Here is a 15907-nt window from a genome sequence, read left to right on the forward strand (position 1 = left end):
TCATCGTCAGGCACTTATTATGAAAAATCCCCCAGGGCTGATGCCTTGGGGGATTTTTTTTGCGTGAGCGGTAGGTGGTGAGGGGAAAATAGTGAGGAGTGAGGAGTAAACTTCAACACCTCACACCTCACACCTCACACCTCACACCTCACCCTTTACTAAAGAAGCGTCTCTAGCGCTTCAATCAAACTATCCATCTCATCATCGGTTCCGATGGTAATACGTAGGAAGTTGTTGAGGTCTGAGGTATTAAAATGACGCACCAGAATGCCCCGCTCGCGTAGGCCAGCAAAAAGCTGCGCGCCAGGGTAGTCAGGGTGTTGAGCAAGCACAAAGTTCGCCTTTGAAGGCAAAACTTCAAATCCTAGTGCTTCAAGGCGCTGACGGGTGCGCTCACGCGTGGTAATCACATGCTCGCGGCAAGCTTCAAAATGCTCGACATCTTTCAATGCGGCGATACCGACCAGACTTGCCAAGCTATCGACTGGATAAGAGTTAAACGAGTCTTTTACCCGCAGCAGGCCATCAATCAACTCCTGTGAGCCCACCGCATAGCCCAGCCGCAAACCTGCCAAGCTACGTGACTTAGAAAACGTACCGGTGACTAGCAGGTTAGGATAGCGATCAATTAGCGCTACAGCACTCTCTGCGCCGAAATCGACATAAGCCTCATCCACCAGTACCACGCGATCCGTGACGCGCTTAAGCAGCGCCTCAATAGCCTCCAGTGGGTGTGCATGGCCGGTCGGCGCATTCGGGTTGGCGAAGATAACGCCACTACGCTCAGTCTGGCTAGCAAGCGCCTCAATATCGACCTCCCACTGCTTATTGAGCGGATGCTTACGCAGCTCCACGCCATAAAGATTGGCGTAAACGGGATAGAAGCTATAGGTGATCGTGGGTACGTCGAGTGGCGCGTTATGGCGGAAAAATGCTTGGAAAGCAAACGCCAGCACCTCATCGGAACCATTACCCACAAATACTTGGCTACTTGCTACCTTAAATGACTCCGCTAACGCTTCACGCAGCGCTGCAGAGGTTGGGTCAGGATAGAGGCGCAGATGGTCTGTTGCGTAACCGCGAAGCGCCTCACCGACGCCTGGCGCAGGTGGGTAAGGGTTTTCATTGGTATTGAGCTTAACAAGCTGCTCGCGGGGTTGTTCGCCTGGCACGTAGGGCGTAAGTTCGCGAACGGCCGGACTCCAGTATTGGCTCATGTGGGTAACCTGATTATCCTAGCAAGGTACACCATGGTCGCTTGAAGGCTACCTAAGCGCAAGCATTCGCATCGCAGGGGGTGTGCGTCGCACCTTGTAGCGGTTATGCTGTCATAAGTGCGCGTAAATAAATGTGATGTCCAACACGAGATTAAGGAGACACTCTATGCAACTTAAGAGTTTGCTGGCCGGTTCGGCTATGTTGGCACTGCTGGCTGGTTGTGCAAGCAGCCCCATGGAACAGCAGCAAGAAGAGGCGGCTGCCGCACAGCAAAATTACCAAGGTTCACTGCCTTGCCGTAATTGCGATGGTATCGATCTGGATGTCACGATGGTGGGTGAAGAGATGAGCGCGGCTGAAGAACGCACCTTCACGCTGAACGCTTCTTACCGGAACCATCCTCAAACACCCCCGGATGAAAACTACGCGGGTAATTGGGAAGTGCTGACCGGTACGCCTTCTGATCCAGATGCTACGGTTTATGAGCTGACGCCGAATGGTGATGGTCAAATCTACTACTTTATGCGTATTGATGAGAGCACGCTGGAGTTGATTGACCCAGAGCGTCGCCGCTTTGAAAATGGTGAAATGCTGCAGCTAAAGCGTCAATAACGCGTTAGCCAGTAGTACAAAAGGCGGCCACTGGCCGCCTTTTGTGTTTGCTGGCTCTAACGATTGTAAAGTACGCGTTTGACGCAAACGATTAGTGACAGCAACCCTAGGAGTGTCATGGCAGTGGCCAAAGCCAAAAGCGCCTTTGTATGCACCGAGTGTGGCGCCGAATATCGAAAATGGCAGGGGCAGTGCAGCAGTTGCCAAGAGTGGAATACGCTCAGTGAAGTGCATTTGGCGAGCGCCCGCCCCGGTGGCGGAGCAGCTCCTGGTCGATCAGGCTATGCGGGGGATCTATCCCGGGAAGTGATCGACCTGGGTAATGTGGATCTCAGCGAAGTGCCGCGTATGAGTTCTACGTTCGCTGAGTTTGACCGTGTGCTGGGCGGCGGGCTTGTGCCTGGCTCGGCAGTGCTACTGGGGGGCAATCCTGGCGCAGGTAAATCGACGCTGTTGCTGCAAACAGCCTGCAAGCTGGCCCAGCAGCGGCGCATTCTCTATGTGACCGGAGAGGAGTCGCTCTCCCAGGTTGCCATGCGCGCTCATCGCCTACAATTGCCTACCAACGGTTTGAAGATGCTGGCCGAGACCAGCGTGGAAACTATTCTGGCGGTGGCTGAGCGGGAGAAACCAGAGATTCTGGTGATCGACTCTATTCAAACCATGCACCTGGAAGATATCGCCTCGGCGCCGGGTGGCGTTGCCCAGGTGCGCGAGTCGGCCGCCGCGCTGACGCGCTTCGCCAAGAAGACCAATACTGTCCTATTACTGGTGGGACACGTCACCAAAGACGGTTCACTGGCTGGCCCTAAAGTGCTTGAGCATATGATTGATGCCTCACTGTTACTGGAAGGCGGCGCAGACTCACGCTTTCGCACCCTACGTGGTCAGAAAAACCGCTTTGGCGCCGTTAACGAGCTAGGCGTTTTCGCTATGCTTGAACAGGGGCTTAAAGAGGTTAAAAATCCTAGCGCAATCTTTCTTTCCCGCCAAGAGGTGCAAGCGCCCGGCAGTCTTGTGATGGTGGTCTGGGAAGGCACGCGGCCGATTTTGGTCGAGGTGCAAGCGCTGGTGGATGAGTCTGCGCTGGGCAATCCACGTCGAGTCGCCGTCGGCGTGGATCAAAACCGTTTGGCCATGCTGCTGGCGGTACTTAATCGCCACGGCGGCCTATTTACCGGCGATCAGGATGTGTTTTTAAATGTCGTCGGCGGTGTCAAAGTGTTGGAAACCAGCGCCGATTTGGCAGTACTGTTGGCGGTGGTCTCTAGCCTGCAAAACCGGGCACTACCCAAAGAGCTAGTGGTATTTGGTGAGGTTGGGCTTTCCGGCGAAATACGTCCGGTACCCAGCGGCCAGGAGCGTATTGCCGAAGCCGCCAAACACGGTTTTCTACGTGCCATTGTACCGCGCGCTAATGCCCCGAAGCAGGCGCCCAAAGGCATGGAGGTGATTGCCGTGGATAAACTCAGTGACGCGTTGGACGCCCTTTAGTCTGCGCCATGCTGGGCTAAACTGATGATATTCCCCAAGTGCCAAGGAGAGACACGATGAGTTCGATTCGCTTGACTCAATATAGCCACGGTGCGGGCTGCGGCTGCAAAATCGCCCCGGATGTGCTGGATGGCATTCTTGCCAAGGCGGGGCCCGCGGCGGGCCATAAGCAGCTTATCGTCGGCAATCAAGGGCGCGAAGATGCCGCCGTTTACGATCTGGGCGATGGCCGCGGCATGATTGCCACCACGGACTTCTTTATGCCCATTGTAGATGACCCCTTCGATTTTGGGCGTATCGCGGCAACCAATGCCATCAGTGATGTTTTCGCCATGGGGGGGACGCCGGTGATGGCGTTAGGCATTCTGGGTTGGCCACTGGACAAGCTTAGCGCTGAAGTGGCGGGTGATGTCATGGCCGGTGCCCAGGCGGTATGTCGCGAATTAGGCGTTGCCCTAGCGGGCGGTCACTCTATCGATGCGCCTGAGCCAATTTTCGGGCTCGCTGTAAACGGCTTGATCGACCTGGACAAGCTGAAGCTAAACAGCACCGCCAAGCCCGGTGATCTACTGTTCTTAACCAAACCGTTAGGCGTCGGCATGCTCACCACGGCAGAGAAACGCGGTTTGCTGGAAATGGGTCACCATGGGCTTGCCCGTGAAACCATGCTTAAGCCCAATAGCATTGGTGTGAAGCTTGCCGATGTGAAAGGGGTGAACGCCATGACCGATGTCACCGGTTTTGGTTTGGCAGGCCACCTTGCGGAAATGTGCCAAGCCAGCAATGTGATGGCACAGATTGATTTTCGTAAGCTGCCACGTCTCGCTGAGGCGGAGTCCTATCGTCGCCAGGGCGCTGTGCCTGGCGGTACGCTGCGTAATCGCGATGCGCTAGGTGACAGCCTACCCATTATGGACGAAGCCCACTGGCAGTGGTTATGCGACCCACAAACTTCCGGCGGCCTGCTGCTCAGCGTCGACCCCGCCTGGGAAGACGACGTTGAGCGCATCGGCCGCGAATTCGGCCTGTCGTTACACGCATTTGGAGTAATGAAAGCGCGTCAAGGCAACGCCTCCATTGAGGTGGTCGGGTGACACTAGCCGCGATGTCAGCAACGACGCCAGTGGTTCTGAGTTTAATCAGAGAAGAGCGTCCGCTAATAGATGTGCGCGCCCCGGTGGAGTTTGCCCAGGGCGCGCTGCCCGGTGCCGTCAATCTGCCTTTAATGGTCGATGATGAGCGCCATCAGGTGGGCATTGCTTATAAAAAGCACGGCCAAGCCGCGGCGATTGAGTTAGGCGAACGCTTGGTCAGCGGCGAGGTCAAGCAGGCGCGGATCGCGGCGTGGCAGTCGTATTTAGCCGATTATCCCGACGCACTGATTTACTGCTTTCGCGGCGGGCTACGTTCAAAAATTGCTCAGCAGTGGCTAGAAGAAGCCGGTATCTCAAGGCCGCGCCTGGAGGGTGGTTGGAAAGCCATGCGTCAAGCGCTGTGTGAGCGCATCGAGACCGCCGCTCTTCAACCCATGCTGGTTGTCGCGGGGCTGACCGGATGTGCAAAAACAACGCTGATTAACCAGCTTGATAACGGCGTCGACCTGGAGGCTTACGCGCATCATAAAGGCTCCGCCTTTGGGCGCAGGCCCGAACAGCCTGCCACGCAAATCAACTTTGAGCATGCGCTGGCCAAGCGGCTAATTGGGCTGACGGAAGGGCTGGTTATTGAAGATGAGTCCCGCCAGATTGGTAATGCCAATATTCCGCTGAGCTTTTGGCGGGCACTGCAGCAAGCTCCACGGGTGCGTATCGAAATGCCATTGGACTGGCGCCTAGCTCAGATCCAGCAGGACTATATTATCGATCTGGAGCAGGCCTATGCCGCTCGCCATGGCGACTATCAAGGCTGGCAATTAATGCAGGCACAGTTAAGCAACGCGCTTATTCGTTTAGGCAAACGCTTAGGCAACGCGCGCCTGCAGCGCTTACAGCGGCTGCAGGCGCTGGCCTTTAAGGAGCATGCCCAAGGCAACCCCCAAGCCCACGAAGCCTGGCTTGCGCCGCTACTTACCGAATACTACGACCCACTCTACCGTTACCACTTAGAGAAGCAGCGCGACGCCGTTCCGCCAGAAATTCATGTGGGTGATTGGGATAGTTGCCTAGCGGCCGCCAGGCAGTGGAACCGCTGACGGCCATATTCTTGCTACGGTTACGCCGCTTTAAGCCACTGAGTCATGACGCGATCCAGTAGTGGCGCTAAATTAATAAAGCGGTTGGGGGCTTCAAGGATCTGCGTGTCATCCTGAACGTAGCGGGCGGCGGTGAGCGGTGCGCTGGGCCACTCGGCGCTGCCTAACAGCTGTTTTACGCTAGCCGCGGTGGCTTCTAGATGGCATAGCAAACCGACGACACGGCCTTTGTCCCAGGCAAACCCTTGCAGCGGTGCGGCTTCGCTACCGCCTAAGGGAAACGCATAGTCGGGGAGGCTGAAAACGTAGCGGTGCCACATGAAAGCGGTGAAGGTTTCGGGTAAATCCAGTGAGCTTTCCGGCGCAAGGGTGACCGTATGCCAGCCTGTTTCAGTATAAGTACCAGGCGCCACCACAGAGCCCAGCGCCTGGGCAATCCAGTGTGCGCCCAGGCCTATGCCCAACAGCGGTTTTTGGCCGTCCAGGTAGCGGTTGATCAGTTTGTCTTCTGCTTTAAACCACGCCGGGGGTTGGCTGAGTAGTGCCTCTGGGCCATCGAGGACAATCAGCGCATCAGATTCGTTTGGGCGGGGTGTCAGCTCGCCTGCGTAGAGATGAAAAACGGTGTAACTATGGCCCATACTGGTTAGCCAGTCGGTTAAACGGGCGGGGCCATGGTCAGGGCCGTGCTGTAGCAGATGAATATGCATGGTAATCTCCTCGCCGGCCGTACAATCATCGAAGCGCTGGGGGATCGCCCCAAGCGTATAGAGACGATAACGTACCCACTACTTTTCACCAATATCCCACGTCAAGCGATCCAGGAAATCAGTATGGTGTCGAAACCCCAGGGCTTTTACCAACGGCTGCAAGAACTCCCTCTCCCCGCCCAGCAAGCCTTTATGGCGGCGCTATGTGAGCGTTTGCTGCCTAACTATGTGCTCTATGAGCAAACTACTGGCCACGGCGATAGCCATACACTGCGTACCGTGCTGAGTTTGGTCTGGGAACGGCTTAATGTGCCTAACGCCAGTATCGACTTTGCTCGCCAGGCGGAAAAGCTCGCTGAGTGTGAGCCGCCGGAAGAGGATGACAGCTTTGGTGCTCGGCGAGCCCTGGATGCCGTGGTGTCGGTCTCGGCGCTTCTGGACACCCTACAAGGCGACTCTCCAGAAGCCGTGCTGGATGTGAGCCGCACATCGCGTGCGGGCGTGCGCGCCTTTATAGAGCTCACCGAAGGTGAAGTTGACGCGCAAGCGTTGGCACTGATGATTCGCGACCATCCGCTGATGGCCGATGAAAACGACTTTCAAGACGCTGTGCTCGACACCGTCAGCGAGCCGTTGGATAAAGCGGGGCTAAAAGACGTGCGCGAATTAGGCCGCAATGGGGGGATTAGTAACCTGGGTTTGTCGCTGGACGAAGTTGAGGAGTAGCGGCTAAAAACGCACCCCCGCGGTTACCATCATGCCAGCAGCGCCAAATACAATCAGGTCAGATTCAAATCGGCCCCACTGCACACCGATACTGGGGAGTGCTGCCGGGGCGATTTCCAAGTGATTGAGCGGAATTTTGTCGCGATACTCACCCTGGTAGCCGCGCAGGAGACCGGCGGTTAGTTTGGCGCGCACGTTTAAACCCTGATCGGTTTGCCACAGAGGAAATTCCCGCCCTGCATAGAAGTACCAAGAAGGTTGATCAAAGGAATTTTTGAACCAAGCCGCGCCCGCTAACCAGCGATTCGGATTATGCAGTTCGATGCTAATCAGGTCTTGCTGGTTGGTATGGTCTGGATCGGGGCTGAAGTGGCGGGTATAAAGGCTGGTTTGCACCAGAGTGTGATCCCACTCCAACGCCGGTGTCCAATCAGGTAGCGAGAATGCAGTAGCAGGCATGCTAATCAGCAGACCTGCTAGCCATCCCATCCATGGATGTAAGCGATACATTCGATGTTCCTGGTTGATAAAGGGCATTTTAAAGCCGCATTTCGATACCGCGTTCGGCCATATAACGTTTAGCTTCAGGAATGGTGTACTCGCCAAAGTGGAAGATACTCGCGGCCAACACCGCATCGGCGCCGCCCTTGAGCACGCCATCCACCAGGTGATCCAGGTTACCCACACCGCCTGAGGCAATGACTGGCACGCTCACTGCTTCGGAAATTGCATGGGTCACGCCCAGGTCAAAACCAATCTTGGTACCGTCGCGATCCATGCTGGTCAGCAGTAGTTCTCCCGCGCCGAATTCCACCATCTTCTTCGCCCACTCAACGGCATCCAGACCCGTTGGGCGACGGCCGCCATGGGTAAAAATTTCCCAGCGGGGTGTCTCACCCTCTTCAGAGACCCTTTTGGCGTCGATCGCCACCACAATGCACTGGCTGCCAAAGCGTTCGGCGGCTTCGCGCACAAACTCAGGATTGGTGACCGCCGCGGTGTTGATCGAGACTTTGTCTGCCCCGGCGTTCAACATGGTGCGAATGTCGTCACAGCTACGAATGCCGCCACCGACAGTCAACGGGATAAATACTTCCCCGGCGATGCGTTCGACCATTTCCACCGTAGTGTCGCGGTCTTCGTGGCTGGCGGTAATATCGAGAAAGGTGATCTCGTCGGCGCCTTGCTGGTTATAGCGCTGGGCAATCTCCACCGGATCACCGGCATCGCGAATGCCAACAAAATTGACACCTTTGACCACCCGTCCGGCGTCTACATCCAAGCAGGGGATAATGCGTTTGGTAAGGCTCATGAGCCGCCTCCCGTTAGTTGGTCGCTCAATCGCTGGGCCTCGGCGACGTCCAAGCTGCCTTCATAAATCGCCCGGCCAGTAATAGCGCCCAGGATGCCGCTATCAGCCACCTTGCAGAGGGCTTTGATGTCGTCCAGATTGGTCACACCACCCGAGGCAATCACCGGTAAACCGCCTTCTCGGGCCAGTTGCGCGGTGGCTTCCACGTTGACGCCCTGCATCATGCCGTCGCGGGCAATGTCGGTGTAGACGATGCTGGAAACGCCATCGTTGGCGAAACGCTTGGCCAATTCAGTAGCCTTAACCGTAGAGACTTCGGCCCAGCCGTCGGTGGCGACATAGCCATCTTTGGCATCGAGACCAACGATCACATGGCCGGGAAAGGCGCGGCACATCTCGCCCACAAATGCAGGCTCTTTTACCGCTTTGGTGCCGATAATGACGTAAGAGACACCGGCACTTAAATAATGCTCAATGGTTTCCGCACTGCGGATACCACCACCAATTTGAATCGGCAGGTTGGGGTAGGCGCGGGCAATCGCCGTGACAGCATCGCCATTCACCGGTTTGCCTTCAAAGGCGCCGTTCAAATCGACTAAGTGAAGGCGCCGGGCCCCTGCCTCTACCCAGCGGGCTGCCATCGCGACTGGATCATCGCCGTAAGAGGTCGCGTCTTCCATGCGGCCCTGCTTTAACCGGACACACTGGCCGTCTTTGAGATCAATAGCGGGAATTACCAACATACAAAATCCTCTCAGGGCGTCCAGGTAACAAAATTTTCAAGCAGGCGGAGGCCCGCGCGTGAGCTCTTTTCCGGATGAAACTGCACCGCGAAGGTCGAATCACGGGCAATGGCCACGTGGGCGCTTACCTTACCGTATTGGGTAGTGCCAAACACTTGGGCATCTTCCGCGGCATTAACGTAGTAGCTATGCACAAAGTAGAAGTGTTCGCGGTTATCAATACCGGCCCAGAGCGGGTGTTCATGGTGCTGTTCGACCACGTTCCAGCCCATATGCGGTACTTTCAAACGCTGCTCGTGGGCGTCGCGCATATCGCCAGGAAAGCGATCCACGCTGCCTTTAAAGAAGCCTAGGCACTCCACGCCGCCGTTCTCTTCGCTGCGCTCCAGCAGCATCTGCTGTCCCACGCAGATTCCCAATAGCGGCTTGGCTTGACGGGTTAAAATATCGTCCACCAGCCCACGTAACTCGGTGCGTTCAAGTTCGCCAACGCAGTCGCGAATGGCCCCTTGGCCGGGCAGAACCAAGCGCGTTGCGCCCAGAATGCGGCGCGGGTCTCGGGTAATGACGACATTCTCATGGGTCACATGCTCCAGCGCTTTGGCCACGGAATGTAGATTACCCATCCCATAGTCGATTACAGCAATGGTCATGAAGCGCTCCTTGGAGAAGTGGACAAAATAGGGCTAACGGCATAGCCCATGGCATCGCACAGGATACAGCGCAGCATCACAGACTTCCTTTGGTGGAGGGCATTTGGCCTGCCATGCGCGGGTCTTCTGCCACGGCCATGCGTAGCGCCCGACCGAAGGCCTTAAAAATCGTTTCCGCCTGATGGTGGGCGTTAAAACCTTTTATATTGTCGATATGCAGCGTGACGTGGGCATGGTTGACGAAGCCTTGGAAAAACTCCCAGAACAGCTGAGTGTCCATACTGCCGATGGTATCGCGAGTAAACTCAACGTTCATATGTAGCCCTGCCCGACCGGAAAAGTCGATCACCACGCGAGAAAGCGCTTCATCCAGGGGCACATAGGCGTGACCATAGCGGTAGATACCGCGTTTATCGCCAATCGCTGCAAAAAACGCTTGGCCTAGCGTAATACCCAGGTCTTCTACGGTATGGTGGTCGTCAATATGCAGGTCGCCAGTGGCGTTGATGTCGAGATCGATCATCCCGTGGCGGGCAACTTGATCAAGCATATGATCCAGAAACGGAACGCCGGTTTGGCAATTGAGACGGCCTTCACCGTCGAGATTGACGCTGACCTTGATCTGCGTTTCGTTGGTGTCACGGCTAACCGTGGCAATACGCGCTGACATGTTGCATCTCCTGCGCTAAGGCGCACTCTGAGGGATGGCCGATGGCTCTGCATCAACTTACCATTATTTGATCAGCCTAGGGCGAAGCGACCATTATAGTGAATCGGCGCCTTCATCCGCTACAATGCGCGAAATGTAGCCGCAATCAATTGCGGCAGAAATAGCAGCCAGGCTGCTTTGGCGAAGAGGATTTCACCATGCCGGTGACACTGCACCATGTCGACCAGGCCCGTTGGGAGACCGATGAGCAGATCCGCCTTGATCTGATGCGCATCTATCAGGATGCGCCCCAAGAGCGCATGCCCACTCCAACGGTTGAGCCATTTATTGAACAACATTTTGCAGGCCAGCACTTTTTTGCCTGCGCGCTTTTCAATGATCGGCTGCTGGGAGCCGTTGCCGTTCAAGAGGGCGAAGACCGAGCGTGGTGGCTTTCTGAGCTCTGCGTACGCAAAACCACTCGCCGCCGTGGCGTCGGTTCGCGCTTAATGGCCCTGCTCGGCGAGCAAGCCAAGCAGGAAGGCCGCGTGCTGCGCATTGAAACGTCTACCTTACCACTGGCTGACCGTGTGCTGCTCTCTAAGCTAGGCTATCGGCCAATGGCCAATCCAGAAACTCCGGCGGCGGGAGTGCCCGCCACCAGCGATTTTGTTGAGCTAGACCCACAAGGGAAAGGGTAATGAAACAGCTATTACGTATTGTACTGGCAGCCGTCGGTATTCTTGCCATCGTCGCGGTCGCCGCCGTGGTCTATGTGACCACCTTTCTGGATCCAGAAGACTTTAAGCCCCGTTTAACCGCCGTTGTTGAGGAACAAACCGGGCTCAACTTGGCGCTGGAAGGCCCCATTACCTGGTCATTCTACCCGCGAATCGGCGTTAGCGTAGAGAAAGCCCGCGCCTGGTTACCCGAGCAGGCTGAAGATAGCGCGGCTTTTGCGGCGATTGACCGCGCGGAAGTGAGCGTGGCATTCGGCCCGTTGCTGCGCGGGGAAATTGCCGTTGACGGCCTTACGCTAGACGGTATGCGCCTTAATCTGGAGCGCGATGAGCAAGGCGAAGGTAACTGGGAGCCCTTGTTGGAGCGCTTATCCGAACATAATGAGGGCGCGGCTGAAACGGTGCTGGCACCCGCCAGTGCAGGCCCCAATGCAGACGCCGGTAGCCTGGCGGTGGTATTAAGCATCGCCAGTGTCGAAGTGAAAAACGCCGATATTCGCTTCCGCGATGCGCAAACCCAAGCGCTGTGGCGCATGCAGCAACTGAATATCTCGGGTAGCAACGTTAACCCACTGCGCGCCTTCCCATTGAAGGCCATGTTTACCCTGACCAAACATAATCGGCTTGATGCCGAAGTGCTGGAACGCACCCCTGACCTTACCAGCGAGATTAATCTCGAAACGCGCGTGCGGCTTGGCTTGGCGGATAAGCTTTTTGCCCTGGAAAATATGGCGCTGACCACCCGCACGACTAAAGGCGCACAGGGTGAACCTCAGCAGCTTAGTTTGAAAGCCGCCGAACTCGTCGCCCGTATGGGCGAGCAGCAACTGACTATTAAAGAGGGGCTGCTTGAAACGGGCCTGCGTAATGCGGAAAACTGGCAGGGCAGCCTGGCGCTGGCTCTCGCCTTTGGCCTGGAGAGCGATTGGCAAGCACAAACGGCCCAGTTGAAAGAGCTGCAGCTCACCGGGCCTGATGGACTAAGGGTCAGTGGGCACCTTAACATTGAGCAGTTGCGCGATGCGCCGCGCTACCGTGGCCAGCTAACCGCTGCCCCGTTTACACTGCGACCCTGGCTTGCCCGTGCAGGCGTGACGCTCACTACCGCGGGCGAGTTGGCGCTCAGCGATGTGGCCATGACCAGCCCTATTGAAGGCGATGGCGAACAGTTCTCCCTGCCTAGCCTTTCATTGGTGGTCGACGACAGTACCTTTACCGGTGAGCTATCAGCTGCGCTGGATGGCTCAAGTTTGGCGTTCGATTTAGCCGGTGACCAATTAGATCTTGATCACTACCTTCCCGGTGAGGCGACAGCCAAACAGGCTAGCCGGGGCTTTTTGCGTAATGCCTTCGCCCAGGAAAGCAACACAATCGTGCCACAATCGTTTCTCAGCGGGCTGGCGCTAGAGGGCGATTTGAGTGTTGATACGCTTATGTTTGCGGGGCTTACCTTCAATAACACAAGCTTGCAGCTGCGTGGCGACGATGGCATTCACCGGCTAACGGCGTTTGAATCACGCTTCTACGAAGGTGAACTCAGCGCTACCGGCCAGCTTGATGCCACGGACTCGATTCTTGAGTGGGCGCTCTCGCCGACCATTAACAATGTTCAGGTTGCGCCACTGATTGAAGCCATTAGTAAAAAGGAAGAGGCGTCACCGCTGCGCGGCCGCTTTAATTTAGCTGGGGATGTCACCAGTCAGGGTAATACCCGCGGAGCACTCATTGGCAACCTCAATGGGGAGCTTAATGCGCGCTTAAACGATGGCGCTATTTTAAATACCAACATTTCCAAGCAAATGTGCGAGCTGGTGGCTCAGCTAGAGGGGCAGGGCACCTTGCGGGATTGGCACACCGATACACGCTTTGAGCGTTTTGATGCGACCTTCCAAATTAGCAACGGGTTAGTGGAAAGTGACGATCTGCTGATCACCCTGCCTGGCATCGATGTGCGTGGGGAAGGCGAGCTCAATCTCGCCAACTTGAATTTCGATACCCGTGCTAATGCCCGCTTGGTAGACACCGCCGACGCGGCCTGTGAGGTTAATCCGCGTTTGGAGCAACTGCCGTTACCCGTGCGCTGTGAAGGTAATTTCGGCGATGAGCGTACCGAGTGGTGCCGCTTTGACCGTGAGATGTTCCAAACCGCCGTGGTTGACCTGCTGCGTAACGAAGCCGGGGATCGGGTGGATGAAGAGCTGGAAGAGCGCTTGGGTGACTCGTTAGACAAACTAGATGAACGCCTTGGTGAAGGTGCTGCTCAAGAACTCCGCGACGGCCTGCGTAGTCTGTTTAACTGAGTATCTCGACATTCTGATCTAAACCAGTCAGTGCAGCGCCGGCCTAAACGCCGGCGCTTTTGTATAGCGACTATTTAACAACCTTACATTAGAAAGCTTGCTGTTTAAGGAACGCACATGACAGATATGCCCACGCCGCGGTTGGCGGCAAGCGAATTCCAGCAGCGTCTACTGGCCTGGTTTGATTGCTATGGTCGCCACGATTTGCCGTGGCAGTCGCCGCGCAGCGCCTACCGGGTGTGGGTGTCGGAAATCATGCTGCAGCAAACCCAAGTGACTACTGTGATTGCCTACTTTGAGCGTTTTATGGTGCGCTTTCCTACCCTGGAAAGCCTCGCCAAGGCGCCGCAGGATGAGGTGCTGCACCTCTGGACAGGCCTTGGTTACTACGCCCGCGCGCGCAACTTACATAAAGCTGCTCAGGTTGCGTTGGCGGAGCACGATGGTGAACTGCCAACGGAGAGTATCGACGCTTTAGTGGCGCTGCCCGGCATTGGCCGCTCCACCGCTGGCGCTATTATTGCGCAAAGCACTGGGCAGCGGGCAGCTATTCTAGACGGCAATGTGAAGCGTACGCTCACTCGCCTGCATGCGCTGTCAGGTTGGCCGGGCAAGCCTGGGGTGGAACGAAAGCTGTGGGCGCTGGCGGAGTACTACACTCCCACAGAGCGGCTGGCTGATTACACCCAGGCGATGATGGATTTTGGTGCCACGCTATGTAAACGCAGCACGCCCGACTGCTTGAGCTGCCCGTTTGACGATGTCTGCTTGGCCTACGCCGAAGGTGCCCCAAAGCGCTACCCAGAATCCAAACCGAAAAAGGCGCTGCCTACGCGGCAAACGATTATGCTGATGCTGCGTGACCCAGAAGGCCGGGTATGGCTGGAACAGCGCCCGCCTAGCGGCCTATGGGGCGGGTTATGGAGCTTGCCGCAGTTTGAGACGCACAGTGAACTCAACGACTGGCTTGAAACCAACGCCGTCAACCCAAAGCGGGAGACTACATCGCCCAGTTTCTACCATACCTTTAGCCATTTTCGCTTACAGATTACCCCGCAGCCGGTCAGCTGCGATAGGCTGGGCGGTGTTCGCGAAAGCGGCGTATGGTACGACGTTAATCATCCGCCCGCGCTGGGCCTTGCAGCCCCGGTTAAAGCGCTGCTCAGCCAGCTAACACCCTTTAGCCTCAATCCAACACCGGGCCACGCGTAAGCGTTTTAAGCTGGTTGGATGAGATCACGGAATTAAATTGCAGAACCAGGAGCACGTTATGAGCAATACCGTTTTTTGCCGCAAGTACCAAAAAGAGCTAGAGGCGCTGCCTTTCCCGCCCTTGCCGGGAAAGCAGGGCCAGGAAATCCAGTCCACCGTTTCAAAGCCCGCCTGGGAGGCCTGGCAGGCGCTACAGACCCGCCTGATCAATGAGAAGCACCTTAATATGCTCGACCCTGAAGCCCGTGCCTACCTTATGGAGCAGATGCAGCGTTTCCTGGATAACCAGGAGACCGATCAAGCCGAAGGCTATGTACCGCCCTCGCAGGCATGAATAGCAGGGCATGAAGAGCGCGGTTGCTCGTTCTATGGGTAGGGTAGTTTGTTCGAGCCACTGACTTGCAATCAGTGGCTCTAGGTATAGGTTTTAGGTACAGGTGTATAGAAGCCCGAGTCATAGCTGGCGCAGGTAAAAAGCCCCTAAGCATCGGTATCGCAAGAAAGTTTCACAAAGGTGTTGACGAAAAGCGGAGATTTTAGTTTAATACGCACCGTTGGCAGCGGCCAGATAGCTCAGTTGGTAGAGCAGGGGATTGAAAATCCCCGTGTCGGCGGTTCGATTCCGTCTCTGGCCACCAAACGTTGGGGTATCGCCAAGTGGTAAGGCACCGCTTTTTGGTAGCGGCATTCCCAGGTTCGAATCCTGGTACCCCAGCCATTGCCAACAAGATTTCTTGTTGATTGTGAAGCCTAACAGCAAAGCAATCATTTTCTCAAGAAAACGTGAAGCGCCGACATAGCTCAGTTGGTAGAGCAACTGACTTGTAATCAGTAGGTCCCGGGTTCGACTCCTGGTGTCGGCACCACTGAAAAGTGGTTAAAATCAGAGCGTTAGAGAATTAGATTAAGCCGTCCTTAGGGGCGGCTTTTTCGTTTCCGTAGTTCTCTACATAGATCTAACAATTTTCCTGCTTGTTTTTTTAGCCATGCCCCCCATCTTTCTGTTTCAGCCCAGCGATGAAGCTGGGGCTATGGGGTGACTTATTTAATTGGGAGAGAAGAAATGATGTTAGGTCTTGAAGGAAGCATGACTCTTAAGCTGGGCGGAGAGCAACTTACCTGTGAAGGTAAGTATTTCTCTTGGGAATCAGGCGGTCAAAACGACGAAGCCTACCTCTTTGTTTACGATGAGGAAGGTGAACGAGTTGAAATGACCCTAGATATTAAAAATGAAATAATAACTGAAATTATTAGAGTCACATGGAACTGGGAGGTGCCTACGATAGAGGATGTAGACCTTGAGGTAACGTATAACTGATGAATCACGTCTTCTAAGGCTCTTGATTT

At 55.8% G+C, this 15907-nt stretch carries 17 protein-coding genes and 3 tRNA genes; 13 read left to right on the forward strand and 7 right to left on the reverse strand.

Features of this window, described 5'->3' with window-relative positions; genetic code table 11:
• Nucleotides 1-158: 158 nt before the first annotated feature.
• Complete coding sequence (hisC, locus tag A6R74_RS08080) at nt 159-1217, reverse strand: histidinol-phosphate transaminase (RefSeq protein ID WP_082906628.1); 1059 nt, start codon at nt 1215-1217, stop codon at nt 159-161.
• 166 nt (nt 1218-1383) lie between these two features.
• Between hisC and A6R74_RS08085 the strand changes: the two genes are divergently transcribed.
• From A6R74_RS08085 to mnmH, 4 genes are all read left to right on the forward strand, one after another.
• A complete protein-coding gene (locus tag A6R74_RS08085; RefSeq protein ID WP_064234023.1) occupies nt 1384-1830 on the forward strand; it encodes a copper resistance protein NlpE N-terminal domain-containing protein in 447 nt (148 codons plus the stop codon).
• Between the two features lie 123 nt (nt 1831-1953).
• On the forward strand, nt 1954-3324 hold the full coding sequence (radA, locus tag A6R74_RS08090) for a DNA repair protein RadA (RefSeq protein WP_064234425.1): 1371 nt from the start codon (nt 1954-1956) through the stop codon (nt 3322-3324).
• A 56-nt stretch (nt 3325-3380) separates the two neighbouring features.
• A complete protein-coding gene (gene selD / locus A6R74_RS08095) occupies nt 3381-4418 on the forward strand; it encodes a selenide, water dikinase SelD (protein ID WP_064234024.1) in 1038 nt (345 codons plus the stop codon).
• A gap of 11 nt (nt 4419-4429) precedes the next feature.
• The gene (gene mnmH / locus A6R74_RS08100; protein WP_205634170.1) at nt 4430-5515 is read left to right on the forward strand and encodes a tRNA 2-selenouridine(34) synthase MnmH; all 1086 of its coding nucleotides are present in this window, start codon (nt 4430-4432) and stop codon (nt 5513-5515) included.
• 20 nt (nt 5516-5535) lie between these two features.
• Here mnmH and A6R74_RS08105 read toward each other — a convergent pair whose 3' ends face one another.
• Nucleotides 5536-6225 (reverse strand): type 1 glutamine amidotransferase, encoded by a 690-nt coding sequence (locus tag A6R74_RS08105; protein ID WP_064234026.1) that lies wholly within the window; start codon nt 6223-6225, stop codon nt 5536-5538.
• A 123-nt stretch (nt 6226-6348) separates the two neighbouring features.
• Between A6R74_RS08105 and A6R74_RS08110 the strand changes: the two genes are divergently transcribed.
• A complete protein-coding gene (locus tag A6R74_RS08110) occupies nt 6349-6951 on the forward strand; it encodes a YjaG family protein (RefSeq protein WP_064234426.1) in 603 nt (200 codons plus the stop codon).
• Between the two features lie 3 nt (nt 6952-6954).
• On the opposite strand, the gene A6R74_RS08115 is transcribed toward A6R74_RS08110, so the two are convergent.
• The 5 genes from A6R74_RS08115 to hisB form a co-directional block, all read right to left on the reverse strand.
• Nucleotides 6955-7461: a hypothetical protein gene (locus A6R74_RS08115; protein WP_082906629.1), complete on the reverse strand. Its 507-nt coding sequence runs from the start codon at nt 7459-7461 to the stop codon at nt 6955-6957.
• A 28-nt stretch (nt 7462-7489) separates the two neighbouring features.
• Entirely contained in the window at nt 7490-8263 is a 774-nt protein-coding gene (gene hisF, locus A6R74_RS08120; protein ID WP_064234027.1) for an imidazole glycerol phosphate synthase subunit HisF, read from the reverse strand.
• Nucleotides 8260-9006 (reverse strand): 1-(5-phosphoribosyl)-5-[(5-phosphoribosylamino)methylideneamino]imidazole-4-carboxamide isomerase, encoded by a 747-nt coding sequence (hisA, locus tag A6R74_RS08125; protein ID WP_064234028.1) that lies wholly within the window; start codon nt 9004-9006, stop codon nt 8260-8262. The genes hisF and hisA overlap by 4 nt, the downstream gene beginning before the upstream one ends.
• Before the next feature lie 11 nt (nt 9007-9017).
• The gene (gene hisH, locus A6R74_RS08130) at nt 9018-9659 is read right to left on the reverse strand and encodes an imidazole glycerol phosphate synthase subunit HisH (RefSeq protein WP_064234029.1); all 642 of its coding nucleotides are present in this window, start codon (nt 9657-9659) and stop codon (nt 9018-9020) included.
• Between the two features lie 76 nt (nt 9660-9735).
• The gene (gene hisB, locus A6R74_RS08135) at nt 9736-10329 is read right to left on the reverse strand and encodes an imidazoleglycerol-phosphate dehydratase HisB (protein ID WP_064234030.1); all 594 of its coding nucleotides are present in this window, start codon (nt 10327-10329) and stop codon (nt 9736-9738) included.
• Nucleotides 10330-10526: 197 nt separating this feature from the next.
• Here hisB and A6R74_RS08140 point away from each other — a divergent pair, with 197 nt between their 5' ends.
• The 8 genes from A6R74_RS08140 (at nt 10527) to A6R74_RS08175 (ending at nt 15878) form a co-directional block, all read left to right on the forward strand.
• Nucleotides 10527-11009 (forward strand): GNAT family N-acetyltransferase, encoded by a 483-nt coding sequence (locus tag A6R74_RS08140; protein WP_064234031.1) that lies wholly within the window; start codon nt 10527-10529, stop codon nt 11007-11009.
• Nucleotides 11009-13348 carry an AsmA family protein gene (locus A6R74_RS08145; protein ID WP_064234032.1) on the forward strand — a complete coding sequence of 780 codons (2340 nt, stop codon included), beginning with the start codon at nt 11009-11011 and terminating at the stop codon, nt 13346-13348. The genes A6R74_RS08140 and A6R74_RS08145 overlap by 1 nt, the downstream gene beginning before the upstream one ends.
• A 117-nt stretch (nt 13349-13465) precedes the next feature.
• Nucleotides 13466-14560, forward strand: coding sequence for an A/G-specific adenine glycosylase (gene mutY, locus A6R74_RS08150; RefSeq protein WP_064234033.1), 1095 nt, complete (start codon nt 13466-13468; stop codon nt 14558-14560).
• 58 nt (nt 14561-14618) lie between these two features.
• Nucleotides 14619-14894: an oxidative damage protection protein gene (locus A6R74_RS08155; RefSeq protein WP_064234034.1), complete on the forward strand. Its 276-nt coding sequence runs from the start codon at nt 14619-14621 to the stop codon at nt 14892-14894.
• Nucleotides 14895-15122: 228 nt separating this feature from the next.
• Nucleotides 15123-15198, forward strand: a tRNA-Phe gene (locus A6R74_RS08160).
• 5 nt (nt 15199-15203) lie between these two features.
• Nucleotides 15204-15278: transfer RNA gene (locus tag A6R74_RS08165), tRNA-Gln, on the forward strand.
• 72 nt (nt 15279-15350) lie between these two features.
• Nucleotides 15351-15426 (forward strand) — tRNA-Thr (locus A6R74_RS08170).
• 197 nt (nt 15427-15623) lie between these two features.
• Nucleotides 15624-15878, forward strand: a complete 255-nt coding sequence (locus tag A6R74_RS08175) for a hypothetical protein (protein WP_064234035.1) — start codon at nt 15624-15626, stop codon at nt 15876-15878.
• Nucleotides 15879-15907: the final 29 nt, after the last annotated feature.

This window comes from Halomonas sp. ALS9, assembly GCF_001651035.1.
Classification (GTDB): Bacteria; Pseudomonadota; Gammaproteobacteria; order Pseudomonadales; family Halomonadaceae; genus Vreelandella.

Bases quoted from the DNA above. Each gene is read 5' to 3' on its own strand.
- hisC (WP_082906628.1), bottom strand. From the start codon at position 1,217: ATGAGCCAATACTGGAGTCCGGCCGTTCGCGAACTTACGCCCTACGTG.
- A6R74_RS08085 (WP_064234023.1), top strand. From the start codon at position 1,384: ATGCAACTTAAGAGTTTGCTGGCCGGTTCGGCTATGTTGGCACTGCTG.
- selD (WP_064234024.1), top strand. From the start codon at position 3,381: ATGAGTTCGATTCGCTTGACTCAATATAGCCACGGTGCGGGCTGCGGC.
- mnmH (WP_205634170.1), top strand. From the start codon at position 4,430: ATGTCAGCAACGACGCCAGTGGTTCTGAGTTTAATCAGAGAAGAGCGT.
- A6R74_RS08105 (WP_064234026.1), bottom strand. From the start codon at position 6,225: ATGCATATTCATCTGCTACAGCACGGCCCTGACCATGGCCCCGCCCGT.
- A6R74_RS08110 (WP_064234426.1), top strand. From the start codon at position 6,349: ATGGTGTCGAAACCCCAGGGCTTTTACCAACGGCTGCAAGAACTCCCT.
- A6R74_RS08115 (WP_082906629.1), bottom strand. From the start codon at position 7,461: ATGTATCGCTTACATCCATGGATGGGATGGCTAGCAGGTCTGCTGATT.
- hisF (WP_064234027.1), bottom strand. From the start codon at position 8,263: ATGAGCCTTACCAAACGCATTATCCCCTGCTTGGATGTAGACGCCGGA.
- hisA (WP_064234028.1), bottom strand. From the start codon at position 9,006: ATGTTGGTAATTCCCGCTATTGATCTCAAAGACGGCCAGTGTGTCCGG.
- hisH (WP_064234029.1), bottom strand. From the start codon at position 9,659: ATGACCATTGCTGTAATCGACTATGGGATGGGTAATCTACATTCCGTG.
- hisB (WP_064234030.1), bottom strand. From the start codon at position 10,329: ATGTCAGCGCGTATTGCCACGGTTAGCCGTGACACCAACGAAACGCAG.
- A6R74_RS08140 (WP_064234031.1), top strand. From the start codon at position 10,527: ATGCCGGTGACACTGCACCATGTCGACCAGGCCCGTTGGGAGACCGAT.
- A6R74_RS08145 (WP_064234032.1), top strand. From the start codon at position 11,009: ATGAAACAGCTATTACGTATTGTACTGGCAGCCGTCGGTATTCTTGCC.
- mutY (WP_064234033.1), top strand. From the start codon at position 13,466: ATGACAGATATGCCCACGCCGCGGTTGGCGGCAAGCGAATTCCAGCAG.
- A6R74_RS08155 (WP_064234034.1), top strand. From the start codon at position 14,619: ATGAGCAATACCGTTTTTTGCCGCAAGTACCAAAAAGAGCTAGAGGCG.
- A6R74_RS08175 (WP_064234035.1), top strand. From the start codon at position 15,624: ATGATGTTAGGTCTTGAAGGAAGCATGACTCTTAAGCTGGGCGGAGAG.